Below are 20,252 nucleotides of genomic sequence, written 5' to 3'. Positions count from 1 at the left end.
ACCACGGATGCCGGTACAGGAACGCCTTACGGGTGCGCTGCCACCGTGTGGTGTAGCCCCGTTCGTTGGACGTACCGCGCTGTTGCTCGGCCTCGCGTCGGTGAGCCTCACACCGACCACCACGGGGGGTCAGCTCGGGGCACCCCGGGACAGAGCACGGGGGGCGGGGCTTACGGGGCATGGGGCACCTCCAAACACGAGGATGCGCGAGGGCTCGGGCAGCCTCATAGCATCTGAACGTACTGATATCTGCTTATTTGACGGATTGCTCGTGCCCCTGTCTCCTGCTCTCATGTCTGAAAGCATGAGTACTGACGGCACGGCCTCCGCCCCGGGCAGTGACTACGAACTTGACTGCGGGAAGGTTCGCTTGAAAGCGCAGAACGTCCCCAAGCGTGTCCAACTGCTGTTTCTGTCCACGATCTCGTTTGCCACCATCGGTGCACTGTCCATCTGTGCATGGGCGCTGGCGCAGAACTCCCGCTACGACAGCAGGGAAGACAGCTAGGTCGCGCACCCGAACTCGGTACGGGTCTTCAGCCCGTGGCAGCCGTGGCATAGCACCTGAACATTCCCGTCAACGTCCTCACCACCCAGCGCAAGCGGGCGAACATGGTCTACGTCCACCTCGTTCGCGGGGAAGTCGGCGAGGCACCAGTCACACCACGCGGAGCCCCGTTCCTGAACCCGCCGCCGGAGCCTCGCAGCAGCATCCCGACGTGCCGCACGACGCCTACCCCGTGCACGGCGGGAACGGACACTCGCCCGACCCTCATACGCCCCGTGATGAGGCTTACAGCGGCCCCGGTGCGTAGCGGGCTCCGGGCAGTCGATACAGCGCATGTGCGTCCCCCTGGTCGTCGTCCTGGTGCGTGTTGTCGTGTGCCCGCCCCCGGACTCGAACCGGGGAACTCTGCGGCCGATATCCCGTCCGGGCCGGTACCGCGCACCTCTCACCGTTGGGTCAGCGGGCAAGGATGTTGTCCTCGCCGGCGGAACCGGTCCGGACAACGCGGGGGACCGCACGGCTTCACGGCGGTGCAGTCCCCCGAACGCGCTGCCACACGACCCCAGCGGCCACCCGTGAGGGTGCGTGGTGCACGGGCAACGCGCCGAGAGAGCGGGTACTCAGACCGCCGGATCCCCCGGTTGAGGTGGGTGCGCGGTAATCCCGCTCTCAAGGTGTTGTAGAGAGCGGGAGGATCCTGCCTGCGTTGGGGCGGAAGCGGATAGCCCGTGTCTCTCAATGTGCTGTAGAGAGCGGGGAGATCCTGGCTCGGCCCAATGCCATGGCGACATGGTGTTTTGATGGTGGGTTTGGTTTTTCCTATATTTTTCTATGTGTAATTAAAGAACACCCTCATATCACCATGTCGCCATGGCTCCGTCCGCTGGTCGCCCTCGCGGTGAGGCCCTGTACGCCTGTCTGCGGGCATGGGAAAGCCCCGGTAGTCACCGTGACCGTCCGGGGCTCTCTCGGGCTTACAGGGACCGCTACGCGGCTTCGCTGTAGTCGTCTGTGGTGGGTTCGGGTTTGGCCCATTCGATGGTGACGCGCTTGTCTCCGTCGAACTTGCACCCGCGTTTGGTTGCTTTGGTGATGTGAATGGTGTCGATGGCGAGGCCCAACAGGTCGCGTCGCATGTGGGGATCGGCTGCCTCCCATACGTCGCGGGCTTGGCCGTTGATCAGGAACGAGATGCTGACGCGTCCGGTTCCGGCGAGTTGCTTCACCCGGTCCTCGGCGGTGTCGACGGCCTGTTCGGCGGCAATCTTGGCGGGCATCCGGTACCGGGCCGAGCGGCCCTTGTAGAACCCTTCCTTGTCGTCGGCGTGGAACTTGTCCAGCCCGGCTTGTGCTGCCTTGAGTGCTGCCTGTGCCTCGCGCAGTTCCCGCGTTTCTTCGGGGCGGTTGAGCTGGTCGAGCCGTTGGGCGAGTGCTGCCGCGAGTTCTTCGTCAAGGTCCGGTGAGTGGAGTTGTGCGGCCCATTCGGCGACGACGTACGTTTCCAGGGCTTTGCGGGTGGCGGACGCGGGTGCGGGGCAGTATCCGCCCGCCTTGTGGTTGTGGCACATGTACGACGATGAGTCCATGGTCATGGTGTAGCCGCATCCGGCGCAGCGAACGCGTCCGGTAAGGGCGTGGACGCTGCGTCCGGGGGTGGGTGTGGTGGTGTTGGTGACTGTCTGGTGTCCGCTGAGGAGCCGCCGTGCGCGTGCCGCTGTCTCCGCCGGGATCATGTCCGGTAGGACGTTGTCGTCGACGCAGCGGACACGCTGTCCTGCTTCGTTGACGTAGTGCGCGGGATTCTTCCCGGAGTGCGTGAGGGTGAGCCATCCTTCGTAGGCGGGGTGGACGATGACCGCCCGTACCCCCGGACCGTTCCACGTCTTGCCCGTGGATGTGCAGATGCCCTCGGCGTTGAGCTTTCGGGCCAGGGCGCGCGAGGACACGCCTTTGGCGATCTCCTTGAAAATCCGGACGACCACGTCCCACGGGGTGATCTCGCGTCGGCCCGTGGTCAGGCACAGGTACGGGGTGCGGTTGGGGGAGAGTCGGCGGGTGTCGGGGTCGGGGACCAGGCCGAAGGGTGCACGCGCGAGCCAACGCCCTTCGTTGCGCTGTCTGTTCTTCGTTCCACGCACGTTGTACGAGAGACGCTGGGAGTATTCGCGGGCGTTCTCGGCGCGGTCGATGATCCAACGGCGGTCCCGCTCGTCCATGCTGTCGAGACGCTCGTAGTCGAAGATGACGCGTGCTTTGCCGAGGATCGGCACCACGGCTTCGGCACCCTTGCGGCTGAACCGGTCGAGCGCGTAGCACCAGAGCGCGGGGACCTCTCCGCCGAGTACGGCGTCCATGGCAGCGTCATACATGGGCCGCTTCACGTCCGACCAGGCAGACAGGTTCTCCTTCCAAACCTTGCGGACCCGGTACCCGTTCTCAGCAGCCCACGCACGGCCCCGCTCTTCCTGCGCCCGGATGGAGAGGGCCCGCTCCCCCTCGCGGACGATCTTGGATTTCCTCAGCAGTAGGTCCACTTCGGGCCGGTTGTCTGTCGCGTTGCTGGAACTCGTCATGTCTGTTGTGGAGGGCGGCAGGATCTTCGATCCTCCGGAACGTGTGGCCTGTCGAACCGAAACCATGGGATTCCCCCTTGTGACCAGCGGATACGGTCCGCTTCCCGAGTGTTCCCAGAGTGTTGGGTTCACTGGTGGGAGGGGGTTGCCCGGGGGGTCTGCCGTTCTGCCACTCGGCTCAGGGTCCGGCGGCCCGGCGGACCCTGCGGGGCTGCGCACTCCTTGAATGGGGCAGTGGGGCTCGTCTCGGCGGCTGACGGCCGTCTGTTTGCTGGCACTCATGCCCCGCTGATCACTCTTGGTGGGGGAGAGGCTGGTGGGACTCGTGTGGCGACAAGCGGGCTCCCTGAGGCGGTCTTTGGGCCCTGGAGTGCGTCTTATGCACCTCAGGACACATGTGCCGTCCAGAGAGGCCCCCAACTGCCCGCTAAAGTACCCCATATGGGACACGTTGGTGGGGGTGGGGTGCTTGATCCCGACGACTGTGACGCTGCGGCCGTCTGACGGGCCGGAAGTGGCTCTAACGTCACACTCCCCGCTCCCGGGCACCGCCCGGGGATTCCCGGATCGGCCCGAGGCCCCGACCGGACAGCTGACCTCGCCCACCTTCCGGGCACAACGACCCGACGGTGACCAGCGGGGCATGTGTCGCAACCAACTGCGGACCGTTGGACGCCGAGCCGGTGTCGGGCCGCCCCTCTCCTCTGTCGCGTGGCCCCGCAGGGTCCACCGGGCCGCCGGACCCTGAGCCGAGTAGCAGGACAGCGGACCCCCCGGGCAACCCCTCACCCCCCGGCCGCCCCTCCCGCATCTGCACTTGCGCCGGAAGGGCAGGTGTCAAGGGTGACCGAAGGTCATCGCGCAGCGACGCGACGCAGGAGCGCCCTTTACTCCTGTCCTGGAGGCGCGACACTCACAGCAGGAGGGGCGGCCCCCTTCCCAACAACCCGCGCCGCCCACCCACCCCACTCAACGCTGCTCTGACCCGCACCCGACAACCCCACCGTGGCCAGCGGACCTGAGCCGGCCGACAGAACAGCAGACCCCCACACCCCCACACCCCCACCGCCCGTAATCCTAAAGTGACTTGTTGTGTGGGCGGGTGCGAGATTAGGTTTGCCTTGCTTGGTCCGGAAGAAGCCGGGCTGCCGTCAGGGAGGCTCCATCGTGCCCAGAATCCCCACCGGCCGCGTCACCCTGGCGGTCGCCGTCGCCACCGCGCTTGCCGCCGCCCTCACCGCATGCGGTGGCAGTGGCAGCGACGACGGGGCCTCGGACAAGAGCACGGCCTCCGGTGCGGGATCCGGCGCGGGGGCCGGGACTCATACCGTCAAGACGGCCATGGGCGACGTCGAGGTCACGAACTTCCCGCAGCGGGTCGTCGTGCTCGACACCGACTCGCTCGACTCGGCCGTCACCCTGGGGATCGCCCCGGTCGGCGCCACCACCGTGGCCGACAAGGCGCCCTTCGCCGCGTACCTTCCTGCGGACAAGACGAAGGACATCAAGGCGGTCGGGGTCATCGCGACCCCCAACCTCGAAGCGATCAACGCGCTGAAGCCCGACCTGATCCTGAGCAGCAAGGTCCGCGACGAGAAGAACTACACGTCGCTCTCCGCCATCGCTCCGACCGTCCTCACCGAGTCCACCGGCGGCCCCTGGCGCGCCAACTTCACGGTGCACGCCGACGCCCTCGGCAAGGCCGACGAGGCGAAGGAGGTCGTCTCCGCCTACGAGGCCCACGTCAAGCGCGTGACCGACGCGCTCGGCGGGGCCGCGAAGGCGCAGCAGACCAAGTTCGGCTTCGTACGGTTCCTGGAAGGTGCCGACACCCGGCTGTACTTGAACGACACGTTCGTCGGTTCCCTCTTCAAGGACCTCCAGGTCGGCCGGCCCGCCAACCAGGACAAGGACGGCTTCTCGCTCGACGTCAGCCCCGAGCGGATCGACCAGGCCGACGCCGACGTCATCTACTACTCCACCTACGGCGACGTGGAGAAGGCCAAGGAGACGTCGATCACCGCCGGTCCGCTCTGGAAGAAGATCGGCGCGGTGAAGAGCGACCGGGCCTTCAAGGTCGACGACAACCTCTGGATGCTCGGCATCGGCTACACAGGCGCGGGCCAGATCCTGGACACCATCGAGCAGAACGCGAAGCGGTAGGGCGGTAGGGCGGTAGGGCGGTAAGGCGGTAAGGCGGGCAAGGCGTGAGAGCCGGCGAATTACTGCGGCTTGAAAGAGCGGATCTGGTAGTTCCCCTGGAGATTGCCGCCATTGACCGAAGTCGTCGAACCGACCCGCGAGTTGTAGTTCGTCTGCGTGTAGTACTGGACGCGGTGGTCCGTTCCGTTCCACACCGACTTGACGTTCTGGCCCCTCTGAATGAAGGAGCAATCGTCGGCGGTGTTCGCCCGCTGCCTGCTCGACCACTGGCAGCGGGTCCCGCCGCCGTTCCAATCGCTGTAAATGCAGAAATACCCGGAGGTGCAGTTGTAGGCGGCCGGGGCGGCGGCCGGGGCAGCGGACCGGGCGGCGGCCGGCTCGGTCGGAGCAGACGTGGCCGAAGCCGAAGCCGAGGCGGGGCTGAACGCCGCCGCCAATGCGATCGCGGCGGCGGCGAGTGCGGAGATGCGCTTCATGAGCGAATACTTCGCTTTCCTGGTGCCTGAGGGCAGTGCCGTACGGACCGAATTCGCGGCACACCGAATTCGTGGCCCCCAACAGCGTGGCAGGAATGCGACATTCACGGACAGTGGTGAAACGGCGGCGCGCGAAGCTCGCCCCGCCTCTCACGGCACGCCTTCTGCGCCCTGGCGCGATACGTCACTTCTGTGCTGATCGCGTCTGTGCTGATTACGCCTGGGCTGCCGGGGCCGGGGCCGGGGCCGGGGCCGGGGCCGGGACGGGGTGGCCGGCGAAGGCTGCCTTTGCCATGTCGGTGTCGAGCATGCCTTCCCAGCGGGCGACGACGAAGGTGGCGACGCAGTTGCCGAGCAGGTTGGTGACGACGCGCATGGTGTCCATCAGGCGGTCGGCCGCGAGGAGGAGGGCGACGGCGCCGATGGGGAGGACGTCCAGGGCCGCGACCGTCGCGGAGAGTGCGAGGAAGGCGGAGCCAGGGATGCCGGCCATGCCCTTGGAGGTGAGCATCAGGACCAGGATGACCGTGAGTTGCTGCCCCAGCGACAGATCGACGCCCACCGCCTGCGCCATGAAGAGCGTCGCCATGGAGAGGTAGATCGACGCGCCGTCCAGGTTGAAGGAGTAGCCCGTGGGGAGGACAACTCCCGTCGGCGCCTCGCCGCAGCCCGCGCCGCGCAGCTTCTGCATCATGCGCGGCATCACCGACTCGCTCGACGCCGTCGCGATCGCCAGCGAGAACTCCGCGCGCGTGTAGACCAGGAAGCGCCACAGACTCAGCCCGGTGAACAGCCGCATCAGGACCGCGAGTCCGACGATGAAGAGCAGCGCGGCGCCGTAACAGGCGGCGATCAGCTTCCCGTACGAGGAGAGCGCGGACAGCCCGTACTGACCGATCAGATACGCGGCCGAGCCGAAGGCCGCCACCGGCGCCAGCTTCATCACGTAGGCGACGACCTTGAAGATCAGCTCCCCGGTCTGGTCGACGAGGTCGAGGACGAGCGGCACCCGTTCGCGCCCCAGGTGCAGGATCGCCGCGCCCGCCAGGACGGCGAGCAGCAGCACCTGGAGCAGCTTGTTGTCGGCGAACGCGCCGACCAGGCTCGTCGGGATGACATCGAGCAGGAAGCCGGACATGCCGGGGAGTTCGGCCCCGGCCGTCTTGGAGTCGACGGCGCTCTCGTCCAGCTTCGGGTGGCCGCCCGCGAAGCCGGCTCCGGGCTGTACGAGGTTGCCTATGACCAGGCCGAGCAGCAGCGCCAGCGTGGTGATCACCTCGAACCAGATCAGCGCCTTCACACCGATCCGGCCGACCGACTTCAGATCACCGGCCTTGGCGATACCGAGGACCACGACACAGAAGACCAGCGGCGAGATCACCATCTTGATCGCCTTGAGGAAACCGTCCGCGATCAGCTTCAGCGAGTCCGCGCTGTCCGGCCAGATCGCGCCGACGGCCACCCCCAGCGCCACGGCCGCGATCAGCTGGACGAACGGCGACAGCAGCAGCGCGCGGGCCCTGCCCCGTGCCGGTGACGACGACGACGGCGGCAGCTCCGGCGGCAGCGACGGTGGCGGCGCTGACGCGTGCGGCGCGGCAGTGGGGGTGCCGGTCATGGAGGGGCTCCTTGGGGACGGGCCGATTTCCGGATCGCGGATATTTCTTTCCGACAGGAAATCTCCCAAGGCCCGGTCACACGGGCGGTTCGCGCAGGTTAACGCCGCGTTTCCCGGGGCTCTCCTCCGCCAAGGACCAGAAGTCGGCCTCCGGCATACCCAGGTGGTCCGCCGTCAGCCGCGCCAACGCCCGTAATGCGTACGGCTGTTGGTCGGGCCCCGGGGCGGCTCCCGCCGGTGCGGTGAACGCCGTTGCCGCCGTTACCGCCGTTACCGCCGTTACCGCCGTTACCGCCGTTGCCGCCGTTGCCGCCGTTACCGCCGTTACCGCCGTGCCGATCGGGGTGCTCCTGCCGTCGAACAGCACCACCGCGTCGCCGTCGTACCGGCCGTGCGCCGGCAGTACGGCGAAGAGGCGCTCCAGCCAGGCGCGGGCCGACAGGCCGGAGCGGGCGATCAGTTCGGTGACCAGCGCGCGGCCGTCGGAGCCGGTCAGCAGCAGCGCCGACAGAGCGCGCGCCCGCTCGCGGCCCCGCAGCAGCGCGGTGACCGGCGGGTACCAGACCGCACCGAGGAGGTTCCGGAAGGCGGGCGGGGCGTCGGGTATGGACGCGTACAGCGGATGATTTACGGTCACCGCTGCTACTGGGCTCCGGATGTGGTGGTTCTCCGGTTGCCGCTCCGGCTGTTGTTCCGGTTCCGGTTCCGGTTCCGATTCCGGTTGTGAGGGTTGGTTCAGTGGCAGCAGTGGCAGCCTCACCTCCCTTCTGTGCGGACGGTCCAGATTGACGTACGTATCTCCCGACCTGAGCACCCGGTAGCGGTCCGCGCTCTGGCCCAGGGCCACGATCCGCCCGTCCGCGAGGTACGGCGCGAAGTGCGTCGCGACCGCCTCGTCCCACTGGAACGGGTGCACAGGCAGCCAGCTGAACGCGTCCGCCGCCAGCCCGCTCGCCGCGCACGCGCGGGCCAGCGCCGCTGCGAAGCGTTCGTACGTGCGGGGGTCGAGTTCCTCCGTCAGCAGCCGCTCGGCCGGCAGGCCCGGCGCGCTTTCCGGACTTCCGGCCAGGTCCTCGTGCACGGCCGCCCAGCTCAGCCGTACGGCACGGGCGCTCTGCGGCGCGTACGCCGCGACGTCCGACGCGGCGAAGCCCGGACCCGGGCGCCCCCGCGCGAGCAGCGGCCCGGAGGCGCCGTGCGGCCGGTGCGCCTCCAGGTCCAGCCGGCCCAGGTCGGCGAGGTCGGCGGCGGGCAGCGCGTGGCCGAGCGTCACGGCCTCGGAGTGCCGGGCGGCGGTCAGGGCGCGGAGGGCCTCGGCGAGAGCGGGGCCGTCCCAGCCGAGTACGGTCGGCCCGGCGTCCAGCAGCAGCGTCTCCGGCTGGGCGCTCTTGGCGGTACCGCCCTCGTACCGGCGTACGCTCCCCGGCTCCACCCGCCAGTCCCCGCGCGCGCCGCGCGCCGCCCGGAACGTCCAGCGCGCCGGCCCCAGCGTCAGGCGGAAGTGCCCATCCGATTCCGGTTCCGGTTCCGGTTCTGGTTCTGGTGTGAACCGGCCCTCGTTCGCGTACTCCTCCACCAACCCGGCCAGCAGTCGGCGTCCCGCCTCCGCCCAGTCCGGTTCCCTCACGTGTCACCACCCGGCACTCCGAACGTCGTCCACGCCGCCCGCTCAGGCACCCGCAGTACGGTCCGCCCGGCGACCGCGTTGAGGATCGTCGCCGCCCGCCACGCGCCCAGCGTCAGATCGGGGGCGCCGACGCCGTGCGTGTGCAGCTCGGCGTTCTGCACGTACAGCGCCCCGGTCACCTTCGGGTCGAGCGAGACCCGGTAGTCCCCGTCGATGCGGTAACGCCCCCGGTCGTCCCAGTCCACCAGCTTCGCCAGCGCGTCCAGGAAGTCCGGGCGGGCCGCCGCGTAGCCCGTGGCGGACACGATCGCCGACGTACGGATCTCGAAGACCTTGTCCTGTTCCGTGTGCCGGCACGTCAGGACGTACCCCGTGCCCGTGCCCGTGCCCGTGTCCGCGCCCGCGCCCGCGCCTGGGCCGCTCTCCGCCGCCCGCGCGCCCTCGATCGACACGCCCGGCTGGAGCGCGGCGCGCGGTTCCGTGCCGCCGATGGTGCGCTCGTACAGTTCGTCGTGGATCTCGGCGAGTGTCTCCTCGCTCACGCCCTTGTACAGCTGCCACTGCTCGCGCACCAGCCGCTCGCGCCGCTCCTCCGGGAGCGCGCGGAAGTAGCGGATGTAGTCGGGGGTGAAGTGCTCCAGGCCGATCTTCGAGTACTCCATCGGCGCGAAGGCCGGCGTACGGGCCAGCCAGCGGACGTACGGGCCGCCCGCGCCGGTGCCGTCCTGGTGGCGCAGCAGATCGAGCGCGACCTCGGCGCCGGACTGGCCCGCGCCGACGACCGTCACGTCGTCGAGCCCGGCCAGCCGCGCGCGGTGGGTGCGGTAGTCGGCGCTGTGCAGCACGCGCCCCTCGTGGGCGGTGGCGGAAGGGCCGTCGAGCAGGGCGCGCAGTGGCTTCGGCAGGACCGGTTCCGTACCGACGCCCAGGACGATCCGCCGCGTCCACACGCGCTCCACCTCACCGGCCGCCGAACGGTACGTGACCGCGAACGCGTCGCTCGTCTCGTCCCACGCGACCTCCGTGACGCGCGCGTCGAAGCGGCAGGAGGGCAGGTGTTCGGCGACCCAGCGGCAGTAGTGGTCGTACTCGCGCCGGGGTATGTGGAAGCGCTCGGAGAAGAAGAACGGGAACATCCGGTCGTGCGCGCGCAGGTAGTTGAGGAACGACCAGCGGCTCGTGGGGTCGGCCATCGTCACCAGGTCGGCGAGGAAGGGGACTTGGAGGGTCGTGCCGTCGAGCAGTAGCCCCGGGTGCCAGGAGAAGGCGGGTTTGGCGTCGAGGAAGAGGCTGCGGAGGCCGTCGGCCACGCCGTCCGCCAGTGCCGCCAATGACAGGTTGAACGGTCCTATGCCGACGCCGACCACGTCGTAGATCTCGCTGTCGATGTCGCTGCCGCTGTCGCTGTCGCTGCCGGTCTTGCTGTCCTCGTGGTGCTCTTTGGTGGTCATCTGTCGCCCTCCGCAAGAAGATTGGGTACCGCTATCTGTACGGGGCGACCGTCCACACACGTCAAGTAGGGGGCCTCGCAGCGCAGTACCGGCGCGTCGAGCAGCAGATCGAGCAGCCCCTCCGCGCCCGGCTCCGCCGACCGCAGCTCCGCCAGCCGCGCGCGCAGGACGCCCACCAGCGCGCCCTCGTCCGCGAGCCCGAGCGCGCCGAACGCGCCCACCAGGCCCAGAAGATTGCCGATGCCGAGGGCGTGCGCGAGCCGTTCGTCGACCAACGAGTCGTCCGTCACCACGTCAGCGACCATGTCCGCGCCGTCCGTCGTCGCGCCCGGCAGCAGCCGTTCGATGCCCTCCGCGCGCGAGGCGGCGAGCCGGTAGCCCCGGCCGTCGCGGTACCAGCCGGCCCGGGGCAGCCCGTGCGCGTCCAGCGCGACCAGAGTGTTCCGGTGGTGCGGCGCGAGGGCGACGCCGTACCGCGCCCGGAGCCGGATCAGCGGTACGGCGAGTACGTCGAGGTACGCGCCGAGCCAGCGCGCGGACGCTTCGGCGGTGCCGATGCCGTGCGCGCGGACCGTACGGGCGACGGCCTCCGACAGCAGCGCGCGGTGGCGCGGCGGGGTGCCGTCGCCGGGGCCCGGGCGTTCGGCGAGGAGCCCGGCGACGCTGAGCCCCTCCGGGCCGCGGCCGGATCCGGTGAAGGGGTTGTCGCGGAAGGCGGTCTCCAGCCCGGTCTCCGGGCCGGTCTCCAGCCCGGTCTCCAGTCCGGTCTCCGTGCCGGATTCCGTGCTGCTGCCGGGAGCGGTTGCCGGACCCACCGACACCCACGCGAAGTCCCGCAGCACACCGAACTCCGGGTGCTCAGCGCGCAGCCACTCGCCCGGCCCGGCCGGTCCCGTGCACGCGGCCGAGAGCAGCCGGGCCAGCCGGACGCCCCTGCTCAGCTCCGTACGGCGGTTGAGGCGGCCGGAGCCCGCGATCCGCATGCCGAGCGACAGTTTCAGCATCACGTCGGCGCCCGGCCGGTGGACGGTCCGCACGGAGGACGTCGGGTACCACGCGGGCCCCGCCGGTCCCAGCGGCCTCAGCAGCCCCGCGTCCAGCAGCGCCGCCGTGCCGGGCCTGCCCAGCAGCTCGCGCGCCTGCCAGGGGTGCGCGGGGAGCGGGACCATGCCGGGCGGCAGATCGAGCCCGGCGTTGGCGACGAGCGGGCGCAGCAGGTCGGCGGGGGTGCGGCCGTCGGCGGACTCGCCGACGACGATCTCGGGATGCGCGGCGAACCAGTGCAGCGCGAAGTAGCCGCGTGACTCGGGGGAGTACGTGTCGAGTTCGCGCTCGGTGGCCCCCTCGCGGCTCTGCGGCGCGGGATGGAAGGGGTCGCCGAGCAGCATCGCCTGTTCCGAGTCGAGGAAGGGGGTCAGCCCGCGCCCGCTGCCGGTCCGTATACCGGTGGGGGAAGCGCCGCCCTCCTCCGTACGGCGGCGCGCGATGTGCGCCGCCGTACGGGTGGCGGAGTCCAGCACGCGCCGTACGGTGTCCCCGCCCCGGTGCGTCGGCAGGCCGCGGCCGATCGTGGACTCCCGTACGAGCGCGGCGGCGACCAGCGCGGTGTCGGCGGGCAGCGAGCCGCCGTCAAGCCCCGACGCCGACGTGACGACGCGCGCCCTGCCGAAGCGGTGCCGGCCGGTGGGCGAGTGGTACCGCACCCGGATCCGCAGTGTCAGCCGGCTCATGGGCAGGGTCAGATACAGCAGTTGCCCCGTCGGTGGCACGGCGGTGCCGGTCTCGCGTACGTACGCGCGCAGGAGGGTCTCGGTGGCGGCGGCGTCCCCGGCGCGGGCGGCGTCGGGTTCGTCCAGCGGGTTCGGCGAGTGTGACATGTGTGGCATCTGCGAGGCCGCCCCACCGACCCCCGCCCCACCGACCCCCGCCCCACCGGCCTCCGTACCCGCCGCCACCGTCACCACGCCTCCTCCACTTCTGCTTCCGCTTCCGCTTGCGCTTCCTCTTCCGCCCGTCCCGCCGCCACGACGACGGCGAGCAGCCGCTCGACGTCCTCCGCCGTGGTGTGCGGGTTGAGCAGCGTCAGCTTCAGCCGTACGCGACCGGGCCCGTCGCCCGGCAGCTCCGTACGGCCGACGACGGCGCGCCCCTCGCGCAGCAGCCGGCGGCGCAGCGCCGCGTTGATCTCGTCGCTGCGGTGCTCGTCGTCGCCGTGTTTCTCGTCGCCGTCGACCGGCCGGTAGCGGAACACGAAGGTCGTCAGCACCGGTTCCGCGTGCAGCTCCAGGCAGGGGTGCTGCCGTACGGCGGCGGCGCCCGCGACCGCCAGATCGTGGCAGGCGTCGACGAGCCGGCCGAGCCCCTCCCGGCCCAGCGTCCGCAGCGTGACCGCCATCTTGAAGGCGTCGGCGCGTCGGGTCGTGCGCAGCGAGAGCCCGAGCAGGCTCGGGTAACCGGCCTCCTCGTCGTCGGCCGGGTTGAGGTAGACCGCCCGGCGGGCGAGCGAGGCGTACGTCTCCGACTCGCGCACCAGGAACACCCCGGCGGCGGCCGGCTGCCAGCCCAGTTTGTGCCAGTCAAGCGATACGGAGTCGGCGAGCGCGAGCCCGTCGAGCAGCGGCGCGAGCCGGTCGGAGAGCAGCGCGCCGCCGCCGTACGCCGCGTCCACGTGCAGCCAGGCGCCGTGTTCGGCGGCGAGCGCGGCGCACGCGCGCAGCGGGTCGACGGCGCCGGTGTCGGTGGTGCCCGCCGTGGCCACGACGGCGATCGGCAGCTCGCCGCGCTCGGCGCAGCCGTCGAGGATCGCCGCCAGCGCGTCCGTGTCCATCCGGTGCTGGTGGTCGACCGGTACGGAGAGGACCGCGTCCTCGCCGAGCCCGAGGAGAGCGGCGGCGCGCTGGACGGAGAAGTGGGCGGCGGCGGAGGCGAGGATACGGGGGCGGGTGCCCAACGTGCGCCGTACGCCGGTGAGTTCGATCTGCCGTCCGGCCGCCGCGCCCATCACCCGGTCCCTGGCGAGCATCAGGCCCATGAGGTTGGACTCCGTACCGCCCGAGGTGAGCACCCCGGCGGCCCGGTCCGCGTCGTACCCGACAAGCGCCGCCAGCTCGCGGAGCAGCAGGGACTCCAGGACGGTGGCGGCGGGTGCCTGGTCCCAGGAGTCCTGGGAGGGGTTGAGTGCGGATACGGCGAGGTCGGCGGCGACGGCCACGGCGAGCGGCGGGCAGTGCAGATGGGCGGCGCAGTGGGGGTCGGCGGGGTCGGCGCTGCCGTGGGCGAGGAGTTCGGTGAGGCGGTCGAGCGCGGCGGGGCTGTCGCCGGTGGCCGCGGTCGTCGTGCTGAACACCTCGGCGACGGCAGCGGCGGCGTCCTCGGGACGGCCGGGGGCGAGCGGACCGCCCCTGGTTTTCGCGCCTTTGGAGAGGGCGTCGAGCACGGTGGCGATCAGCGGGGCGAGGGCGTCGGGGCCGCTGATGCCGCCGGAGAGCGCGGTGTGGCTGCCGGTACGGGCGCGGGCTCCCGTGGCCGCCCCGCCGCCGCCGTGCCGCGCGGTCTGGCGAGGCACCCGTGCCGCCGCCTCGCGCGCACCGCTCGTACCAGCAGCACCAGCCGTACCAGCAGCGCCAGCCGTACCAGCAGCGCCAGCCGTACCAGCAGCACCAGTCGTACCAGCGTTGCCGTTCGTCTCAGTAGTCGTCATAACCCTTACCGTCCCTGCTTCTGCCGCGCCTGTGCCTGTGCCTGCGCCGGCGCTTGTGCCTGCGCCTGCGTCTGCGCCTGCGCCGAAACGTGCGCGATCGCGTCCGTGAACCGGTCGAGGACCGCTTCCGCCTGTTCGTCCGTGATGGTCAACGGCGGAAGCAGGCGGGCCGTCGCGTTGAAGCGTCCGCCCAGCTCGATGATCAGCCCCCGGTCGAGGCAGGCCGCCCGTACCTGTTCCGCGAGACCGGGGGCGGCCGGGTGGGCGCCGCAGGAGTCCACCGGCCCCTCGGCGTCGACGAGTTCGACGCCGATCAGCAGCCCGCGCCCCCGGACGTCGCCGATCGCCGGAAGCTCGTGGCGCAGCCCCTCCAGCCGCGCGGTCATCCGCGCGCCGACCGTCGCCGCGCGCTCGGCCAGGCCGTGCCGGGTCACGTACCGCAGCGTCGCCGCGCCCGTCGCCATGGCCAGCGTGTTGCCGCGGAACGTGCCGGTGTGGGCGCCGGGCAGCCACGCGTCGTAATCCTGGTCGTAGACGATGACGGCCAGCGGCAGGCTGCCGCCGATGGCCTTCGACATCACCATCACGTCCGGTTTGACGCCGCTGTGCTCGACCGCCCAGTACGCGCCGGTGCGCCCGACGCCCGTCTGTACCTCGTCCACGATCAGCGGGATGTCCCGCTCGGCCGTGATCCGGCGCATCTCGCGCAGCCACGAGTCCGGCGCGGGCACGGCGCCGCCCTCGCCCTGCACCGGCTCGACGATCATCGCGGCGGGCCGTACGACCCCGCCCGCCGGATCGTCGAGGAGGCGCTCCGTGTACGCCGCCGACAGCTCGGCGCCGCGCTCGCCGCCGACCCCGAAGGGGCAGCGGTACGGGAACGGATACGGCAGCCGCGTCACATCGGCCGCGCTCCCGGAGCCGCCCGCCACCCGCTCCTTGGCCGCGACGTTGCCGGTCACGGCGAGTGCCCCGGCCGTCATGCCGTGGTACGCGCCGGTGAAGGCGAGCACCCCGCGCCGCCCGGTCGCGGTCTGCGTCAGCTTCAGCGCGGCCTCGACCGCGTCCGTACCGGCGGGGCCGCAGAAGTGGATACGGGCGCGGTCGGCGAAGTCCTTGGGGAGGGTGTCGAAGAGCGCGTCGGTGAAGTCGTCCTTCTCGGGGGTCGCGAGATCGAGGACGTGCAGGGGCGCGCCGCTCGCCAGGGTGCGCTGGATGGCCTCCAGTACGACGGGGTGGTTGTGGCCGAGGGCGAGCGTGCCCGCGCCGGAGAGGCAGTCCAGATAGCGGCGGCCGTCGGTCCCCTCGATCGTCATGCCCTTGGCGCGGACCGGGACGATCGGGAACGAGCGTGCGTACGTACGCGCCGACGACTCCCGGGCGCGCTGGCGGCGCAGAATGCCCGCGGCGGCGGCTTCGCTGCCGGCGGCTTCGTCACCAACGGCTTCGTCACCGGCGGCGGCGTCGGCTTTGGGCAGGGGTGCGGGGGCTTGGGGCACGGTCATGACATGGCTCCGGGGTATCGGGGAACGGGCTCAGAGCGCACGCCCGGGTGGCTCGCGCGGCGCGCATGGCTCTTGTAGCTCACATGGCTCGCGTGGAAAACGATCAAGTCACCCGTACGGTTCGAGCGCATGCCAAATAGCTTGCACCGCTGGGAATTTGATACGCCTTCGGCGAGCGGGTGGCTGCCCTCCCCTCAGATCAAGTTAGGTAACCCTAACCTAATGGGTGGCTGCCGTCACCGCGAAGCCGAACCGTGCTGTGGCGCGTCGCGCCCGCCCCGGTGGCTGAACGGGGAACGCGCCCGCCCCACCCCGTCAGGCGGAAGCCGCCGCGACCGCCGCCTGCGCGGCCCGCTCCACGAGGGAGATCCCGGACGCCATGCTGCCGCTGCCGTCGGAGAGTACGGCCAGCAGATAGCTGTGCCCGTCGACCTCGATCAGGCCGATGCTGTTGATGTCCCACAGACCGGTGGCGCTCCGCGACAGCCAGCCGTTCTTGAGCCCGGTCGCGGTGCCGGCGGCCGACACGCCCCAGTCCTGGCCGTCGGCTATCGCGCCCATCAGCCCCTGCATGTAGGCGCGCGAGGCGGCGCTGAGTGGGGTATCGGCGTCGTCCTCGGCGAACACGGCTGCCAGCAGAGCCACTTGGTCGGAGGCGGTCGACTGCGTGAGCCCCCACAGCTTGCCGCTGCCGCCGGTCGTACCGGTCAGCCCGAGCCGCCGGTTCGCCGCGTCCAGCCCGGTCGCGCCGCCGATGGTGCTCCACAGGACGTTCGTGGCGGCGTTGTCGCTGTTGCGGATCATGGCGGACGCGTACGTACGCTCCTGCGCGGTGAGTACGCGCCCCTCGTCCTGCGCCTGGAGCAGCAGCGCGGCCAGGATGTCGACCTTGACGATGCTGGCGGTGTCGTACGTCTCCCCGTCCTCCCCTCCCTCCCCGTCCTCCCCGCTGTACGAAGCGGTCGCGGCCCGGGACGCGGACGCGTCGTCGTCGGCGTCCAGGTCGAGTACGGCGACCTGGAGCGAGGCGGAGTCGGACGCCACGGACCCGAGGGCGGAGGCGAGCCGGGTGGAGAGGGCCTCGTCGGCGTCAGCGTTGGCGTCCGACTCGGAGGGGGATGGCGACGGGGACACCGCAGAGACGGTGTCCGCAGCGGCGGCCCGGGACGCCCCGCTCGCCGCAGAGCCCGCCCCCGTCCCCGCGCGCGTGACCACCCACGCGGACAGCGCGAGCGCCAGCAGCAGGACGAGACCGACGAGGGCGGGCGACACGGCCCGACGCCTCGCGGAAGGGGCGATCCGGTGGCGTGACATGGCGCGAGGCTAGAAACGCCGCCTGTGGTGGACCTGTGCCCAAGCTGAGCTTCGCCTGAAAACCCGGACGGCAGGGTCGCTTGTGGAACGGCCCATCTCAATCGTCGGCGCCATCCTCGCCGTCTGCCCTATCCGCGCGGCAGGTCAGAGGAAATGCCCACTTGCGAGGTAGGGCGCCGGGGCGGGCATGCCGCGAACGGCGATGTAGCCCTCCTGGCCGATGTCGAGACGGGCGGTCAGACCGACATCGACCGCCCACTCGTTGGGGGTGGTGATGCAGTTGACCAGGGACCTTCCCTGTGACGAGGCCAGGGCCTCCCACAACAGTCTCTGCGCGGTTTCCGGGTGCGCGGCAGCCAGCAGCGACGCCTGTCCCCGGTCGTCGATGTAGACGTATCCCGGCCTGGCCCGGTCCGCGGACACGACCAGCCGGAGGGTATTGAGCATGTAACCGTGATCGGGGCCGTGGCCCGCGACACGCAGATCCCGGTCCAGCCGGTCCATCCACTCGAAGTCGTCGGAACGGCCCTCCCGCAGACCGCGGACCGCGGGGAGGGTGGACCGGTCGACGGTACCGACCATCCGCATCTGAGGGTGGAGCGAGAAGCCCGCCAGCCGGTACCGGCGGGTGGCACCGGGGTGGACGCTGGCGGAGAAGATGCCGGGGCGCCCGTCGGCGTGGGCGAGGGCGGCGTCCATCAGGCGCTTGCCGATGCCCTGTCCCTGGTAGCCGGGCAACACACCATAGGTAGCAAGGAACCACAGACGGCCGCGGTTCTGCGAGATGGCGAATCCGATTACTCGATCGGCGTCGGCATCCGTCTCCACCGCGACCCAGCACCCTTGTGGATCGACACCCAGGAAGAAGCGCATCCGGTCGATCCACTGCTTGGAGGCGACCGCCGAACGTGGCTCGACTTCCGGATCGCTGACCCGCCTGGTGCCTTCCTCCGCCTCGAAGAACGTTACCGCCGAAGCACGTTCGGCCGACGGGAGATCGCTCTCTTGCGCCAGCCTGACCTGCACAGAGTCCATCACTTCAGCGTAAGGAACGGTCAGACCATGCCGCACCCGGTTTTCGGGGCCGCCTCCGGATCGACGTAGGCGTTACCTTGCCCGCCGGCCACCACGCACAACCCGCCGACTGAAGCGCAACGCCTCAGTGGCCTGGGCAGGGTTGGACGCCCAGGCACAAGGTGCGCGAGAACGTACCGCGCGACCTGGCGGACGTGTGGCAGTTCAGCCCGCTCGACGAGATAGTCCCCGATGCCATGCGGCGTCGAGGTAGGCGTTGGCGGTGTGAGGCGTCAGCCTTCTACGGCGTACGCGCGAAGTGCGCCCCGGCGCCCGGCGCCGGGTGCCGGGGGACTACGTCCTGGCGATCTCTTGCCGGAGCTGCCGAGTGAAGCGGCGGAGAAGATCCTCCGTTTCCCTGTGCTCGGCCCTGCGATCGTCCCTGCCCTCGCTGGGCCGGGAGCTCCAGACCCGACGCGCGAGAGCGTCGGCGAGAGCGACAGTGTCGTCGGCGCACAGCAGGTAGAGGGCCGACCGGGCTTCCTGCATCCGGCTCACCAGTTCGCCGGCCCCGGCTCCGTCGTCACTCAGCTGTGTTTCCCGAAGGTGGTCGATGAGCTGGACCACGGCGGTGTTGAAGCCGACCCCGGCCTTCAGCTTCTGTTCGCGCAACCACATGCGGTCCTGCCGGCGCGCAGTGAACCAAGACCCGAACACGACCCCCATGAGCCCGAAACCAGCCCCGATAGCCACGGACAGGATGTTCACCACGCCAGCTCCCCCCGGTCATAAGGCTGACAGCAGGCTACAGAAGCCATCAAGCGGCCAACTTGAGCTGTACGCCTCCGTGTCCCGCGCCCGGTGCGGTGGTGCGCGGGTACGTTGGCGGTGTGCGGCGTCAGCCTTCTACGGCGTACGTGACGAAGTTCGCCCAGGCGTCGGGGGCGAGGGTCAGGCGGGGGCCTTCGAGGTTTTTGGAGTCGCGGATGTGTACGGTGCCGGGGGTTGTGGCGATCTCGACGCATGAGGTGCCGTCGTTGCCGTCGCTGTAGCTGCTCTTGAACCACGCCAGCCCGGAGGCGTCCCCGACAGCGGTCTTGCGGATCATGTGGAGACTCCCAGCAGTTGTTCGATGAAGGCGAGCGACTCCCGAGGCGAGAGCGCCTGAGCTGCGTCAGCCTTCTACGGCGTACGTCACGAAGTTTGCCCAGGCGTCGGGGGCGAGGGCCAGGCGGGGGCCTTCGAGGTTTTTGGAGTCGCGGATGTGTACGGTGCCGGGGGTGGTCGCGATCTCGACGCAGGAGGTGCCGTCGTTGCCGCTGCTGTAGCTGCTCTTGAACCACGCCAGCTCGGAGGCGTCCCCGGCGGTGGTCTTGCGGATCATGTTGGGACTCCCAGCAGTTGTTCGATGAAGGCCAGCGACTCCCGGGGCGAGAGCGCCTGAGCCCGGATGGTGCCATACCGCAGTTCAAGGACGCGCAGGTGCTTGAGTTCGGACGTTGGTCGGCCGTTGAGCGCGCCCTCGGAGCGGCCCACGGCCCTGCCGTCAGCGAACTTCAGCAGTTCGATCTTGCCGTCCATGCCGGAGTGCGTCTCGCTGTTCAACGGCATCACCTGAAGAACGACGTTGTGCAATCGACCCACCTCCAACAGGCGTTCGAGCTGCTGACGCCACACCATTGTGCCCCCGATCGGGCGCCGCAAAGCCGACTCTTCCAGGACGAAGCTGAGCGCGGGCGCGGGCGAACGCTCGAAGATCGACGCACGAGCCACGCGTGCGACCACCATCCGTTCCACTTCGTCCGGGGAGTAAGGGGGTTGCATGGCCTTGAACAACTCCCGCGCGTGGTCAGCGGTCTGTAGAAGTCCGTTGATGCCGTTGTTCTCGTAGATGCCGATCTCGGCCGCCTCAGCCTCCAGCATGGCCAGGGCCCGCACCTTCTTCGGGTACCGGACCTTCTTGACGTCCTCCCACGTCGCCGCGATCAACCCCTCCGCCCCCAGCACCGCGTCGGCCGCGTTCAGGAAGTCCTGCCGAGGGATCCGCTTTCCGGCCTCGATCTTGTACACCATGTCCTCGCCATAGCCGACGGCCCTTCCGAACTCGCCGGCGCGCATGTCCGCCGCCTCTCGGCGCAGCTTCAACTGCCGCCCCACCGTGGTGATCACGGCCATGCCCCACTCGTCGTCCGGGTCTACTTCCCACCCCGGCTCGTCCGTCTCGTCCTTGGCCCGTTCGCCCTCGCCGTCCACCGGCATTCGCCCACTCCTCCGTCTTGACCGCGCCGTCCCTCGGCGCTCAC

General features: G+C 70.3%; 17 protein-coding genes. 2 read left to right on the top strand and 15 right to left on the bottom strand.

Going from position 1 to position 20,252, the window contains the following annotated elements; all coding sequences use genetic code 11:
* Positions 1-292: 292 nt before the first annotated feature.
* Entirely contained in the window at positions 293-508 is a 216-nt protein-coding gene (locus tag AB0389_RS08685; protein ID WP_366394589.1) for a hypothetical protein, read from the top strand.
* On the opposite strand, the gene AB0389_RS08680 is transcribed toward AB0389_RS08685, so the two are convergent.
* Both AB0389_RS08680 and AB0389_RS08675 read right to left on the bottom strand, forming a co-directional pair.
* Complete coding sequence (locus AB0389_RS08680) at positions 505-843, bottom strand: HNH endonuclease signature motif containing protein (RefSeq protein WP_366394588.1); 339 nt, start codon at positions 841-843, stop codon at positions 505-507. The genes AB0389_RS08685 and AB0389_RS08680 overlap by 4 nt on opposite strands.
* 651 nt (positions 844-1,494) lie before the next feature.
* On the bottom strand, positions 1,495-3,213 hold the full coding sequence (locus tag AB0389_RS08675; RefSeq protein ID WP_366394587.1) for a recombinase family protein: 1,719 nt from the start codon (positions 3,211-3,213) through the stop codon (positions 1,495-1,497).
* A 1,035-nt stretch (positions 3,214-4,248) separates the two neighbouring features.
* On the opposite strand from AB0389_RS08675, the gene AB0389_RS08670 reads away from it, so the two are divergent.
* Entirely contained in the window at positions 4,249-5,244 is a 996-nt protein-coding gene (locus AB0389_RS08670; protein WP_366394586.1) for an iron-siderophore ABC transporter substrate-binding protein, read from the top strand.
* A gap of 59 nt (positions 5,245-5,303) precedes the next feature.
* Here AB0389_RS08670 and AB0389_RS08665 read toward each other — a convergent pair whose 3' ends face one another.
* The 13 genes from AB0389_RS08665 to AB0389_RS08605 all read right to left on the bottom strand — a co-directional run bounded on the left by AB0389_RS08665 (position 5,304) and on the right by AB0389_RS08605 (position 20,208).
* Positions 5,304-5,720: a peptidase inhibitor family I36 protein gene (locus AB0389_RS08665; protein WP_366394585.1), complete on the bottom strand. Its 417-nt coding sequence runs from the start codon at positions 5,718-5,720 to the stop codon at positions 5,304-5,306.
* 214 nt (positions 5,721-5,934) lie between these two features.
* Positions 5,935-7,338 carry a cation:dicarboxylase symporter family transporter gene (locus AB0389_RS08660; protein WP_366394584.1) on the bottom strand — a complete coding sequence of 468 codons (1,404 nt, stop codon included), beginning with the start codon at positions 7,336-7,338 and terminating at the stop codon, positions 5,935-5,937.
* 76 nt (positions 7,339-7,414) lie between these two features.
* A complete protein-coding gene (locus AB0389_RS08655) occupies positions 7,415-8,965 on the bottom strand; it encodes an IucA/IucC family protein (RefSeq protein ID WP_366394583.1) in 1,551 nt (516 codons plus the stop codon).
* Complete coding sequence (locus AB0389_RS08650) at positions 8,962-10,416, bottom strand: SidA/IucD/PvdA family monooxygenase (RefSeq protein WP_366394582.1); 1,455 nt, start codon at positions 10,414-10,416, stop codon at positions 8,962-8,964. The genes AB0389_RS08655 and AB0389_RS08650 overlap by 4 nt, the downstream gene beginning before the upstream one ends.
* Entirely contained in the window at positions 10,413-12,293 is a 1,881-nt protein-coding gene (locus tag AB0389_RS08645) for an IucA/IucC family protein (protein WP_366394581.1), read from the bottom strand. Before AB0389_RS08645 ends, AB0389_RS08650 begins: the two co-directional genes overlap by 4 nt.
* A gap of 80 nt (positions 12,294-12,373) precedes the next feature.
* Positions 12,374-13,981, bottom strand: coding sequence for a pyridoxal-dependent decarboxylase (locus AB0389_RS08640; protein WP_366394580.1), 1,608 nt, complete (start codon positions 13,979-13,981; stop codon positions 12,374-12,376).
* Positions 13,982-14,121: 140 nt separating this feature from the next.
* Positions 14,122-15,621 carry a diaminobutyrate--2-oxoglutarate transaminase family protein gene (locus AB0389_RS08635; protein WP_366394579.1) on the bottom strand — a complete coding sequence of 500 codons (1,500 nt, stop codon included), beginning with the start codon at positions 15,619-15,621 and terminating at the stop codon, positions 14,122-14,124.
* A 315-nt stretch (positions 15,622-15,936) separates the two neighbouring features.
* Positions 15,937-16,935 (bottom strand): serine hydrolase, encoded by a 999-nt coding sequence (locus AB0389_RS08630; RefSeq protein ID WP_366394578.1) that lies wholly within the window; start codon positions 16,933-16,935, stop codon positions 15,937-15,939.
* Positions 16,936-17,079: 144 nt separating this feature from the next.
* A complete protein-coding gene (locus AB0389_RS08625; protein WP_366394577.1) occupies positions 17,080-17,970 on the bottom strand; it encodes a GNAT family N-acetyltransferase in 891 nt (296 codons plus the stop codon).
* A gap of 333 nt (positions 17,971-18,303) precedes the next feature.
* Entirely contained in the window at positions 18,304-18,720 is a 417-nt protein-coding gene (locus AB0389_RS08620; RefSeq protein ID WP_366394576.1) for a hypothetical protein, read from the bottom strand.
* A gap of 127 nt (positions 18,721-18,847) precedes the next feature.
* Positions 18,848-19,057, bottom strand: a complete 210-nt coding sequence (locus AB0389_RS08615; protein ID WP_366394575.1) for a DUF397 domain-containing protein — start codon at positions 19,055-19,057, stop codon at positions 18,848-18,850.
* A 66-nt stretch (positions 19,058-19,123) separates the two neighbouring features.
* On the bottom strand, positions 19,124-19,333 hold the full coding sequence (locus tag AB0389_RS08610) for a DUF397 domain-containing protein (protein WP_366394574.1): 210 nt from the start codon (positions 19,331-19,333) through the stop codon (positions 19,124-19,126).
* Positions 19,330-20,208, bottom strand: a complete 879-nt coding sequence (locus AB0389_RS08605; protein WP_366394573.1) for a helix-turn-helix transcriptional regulator — start codon at positions 20,206-20,208, stop codon at positions 19,330-19,332. Before AB0389_RS08605 ends, AB0389_RS08610 begins: the two co-directional genes overlap by 4 nt.
* Between the last annotated feature and the right edge of the window lie 44 nt (positions 20,209-20,252).

This window comes from Streptomyces sp. NPDC093109 (genome assembly GCF_040701725.1).
Taxonomy (GTDB): domain Bacteria; phylum Actinomycetota; class Actinomycetes; order Streptomycetales; family Streptomycetaceae; genus Streptomyces.
This window is presented reverse-complemented; position numbering and strand designations above follow the sequence as displayed.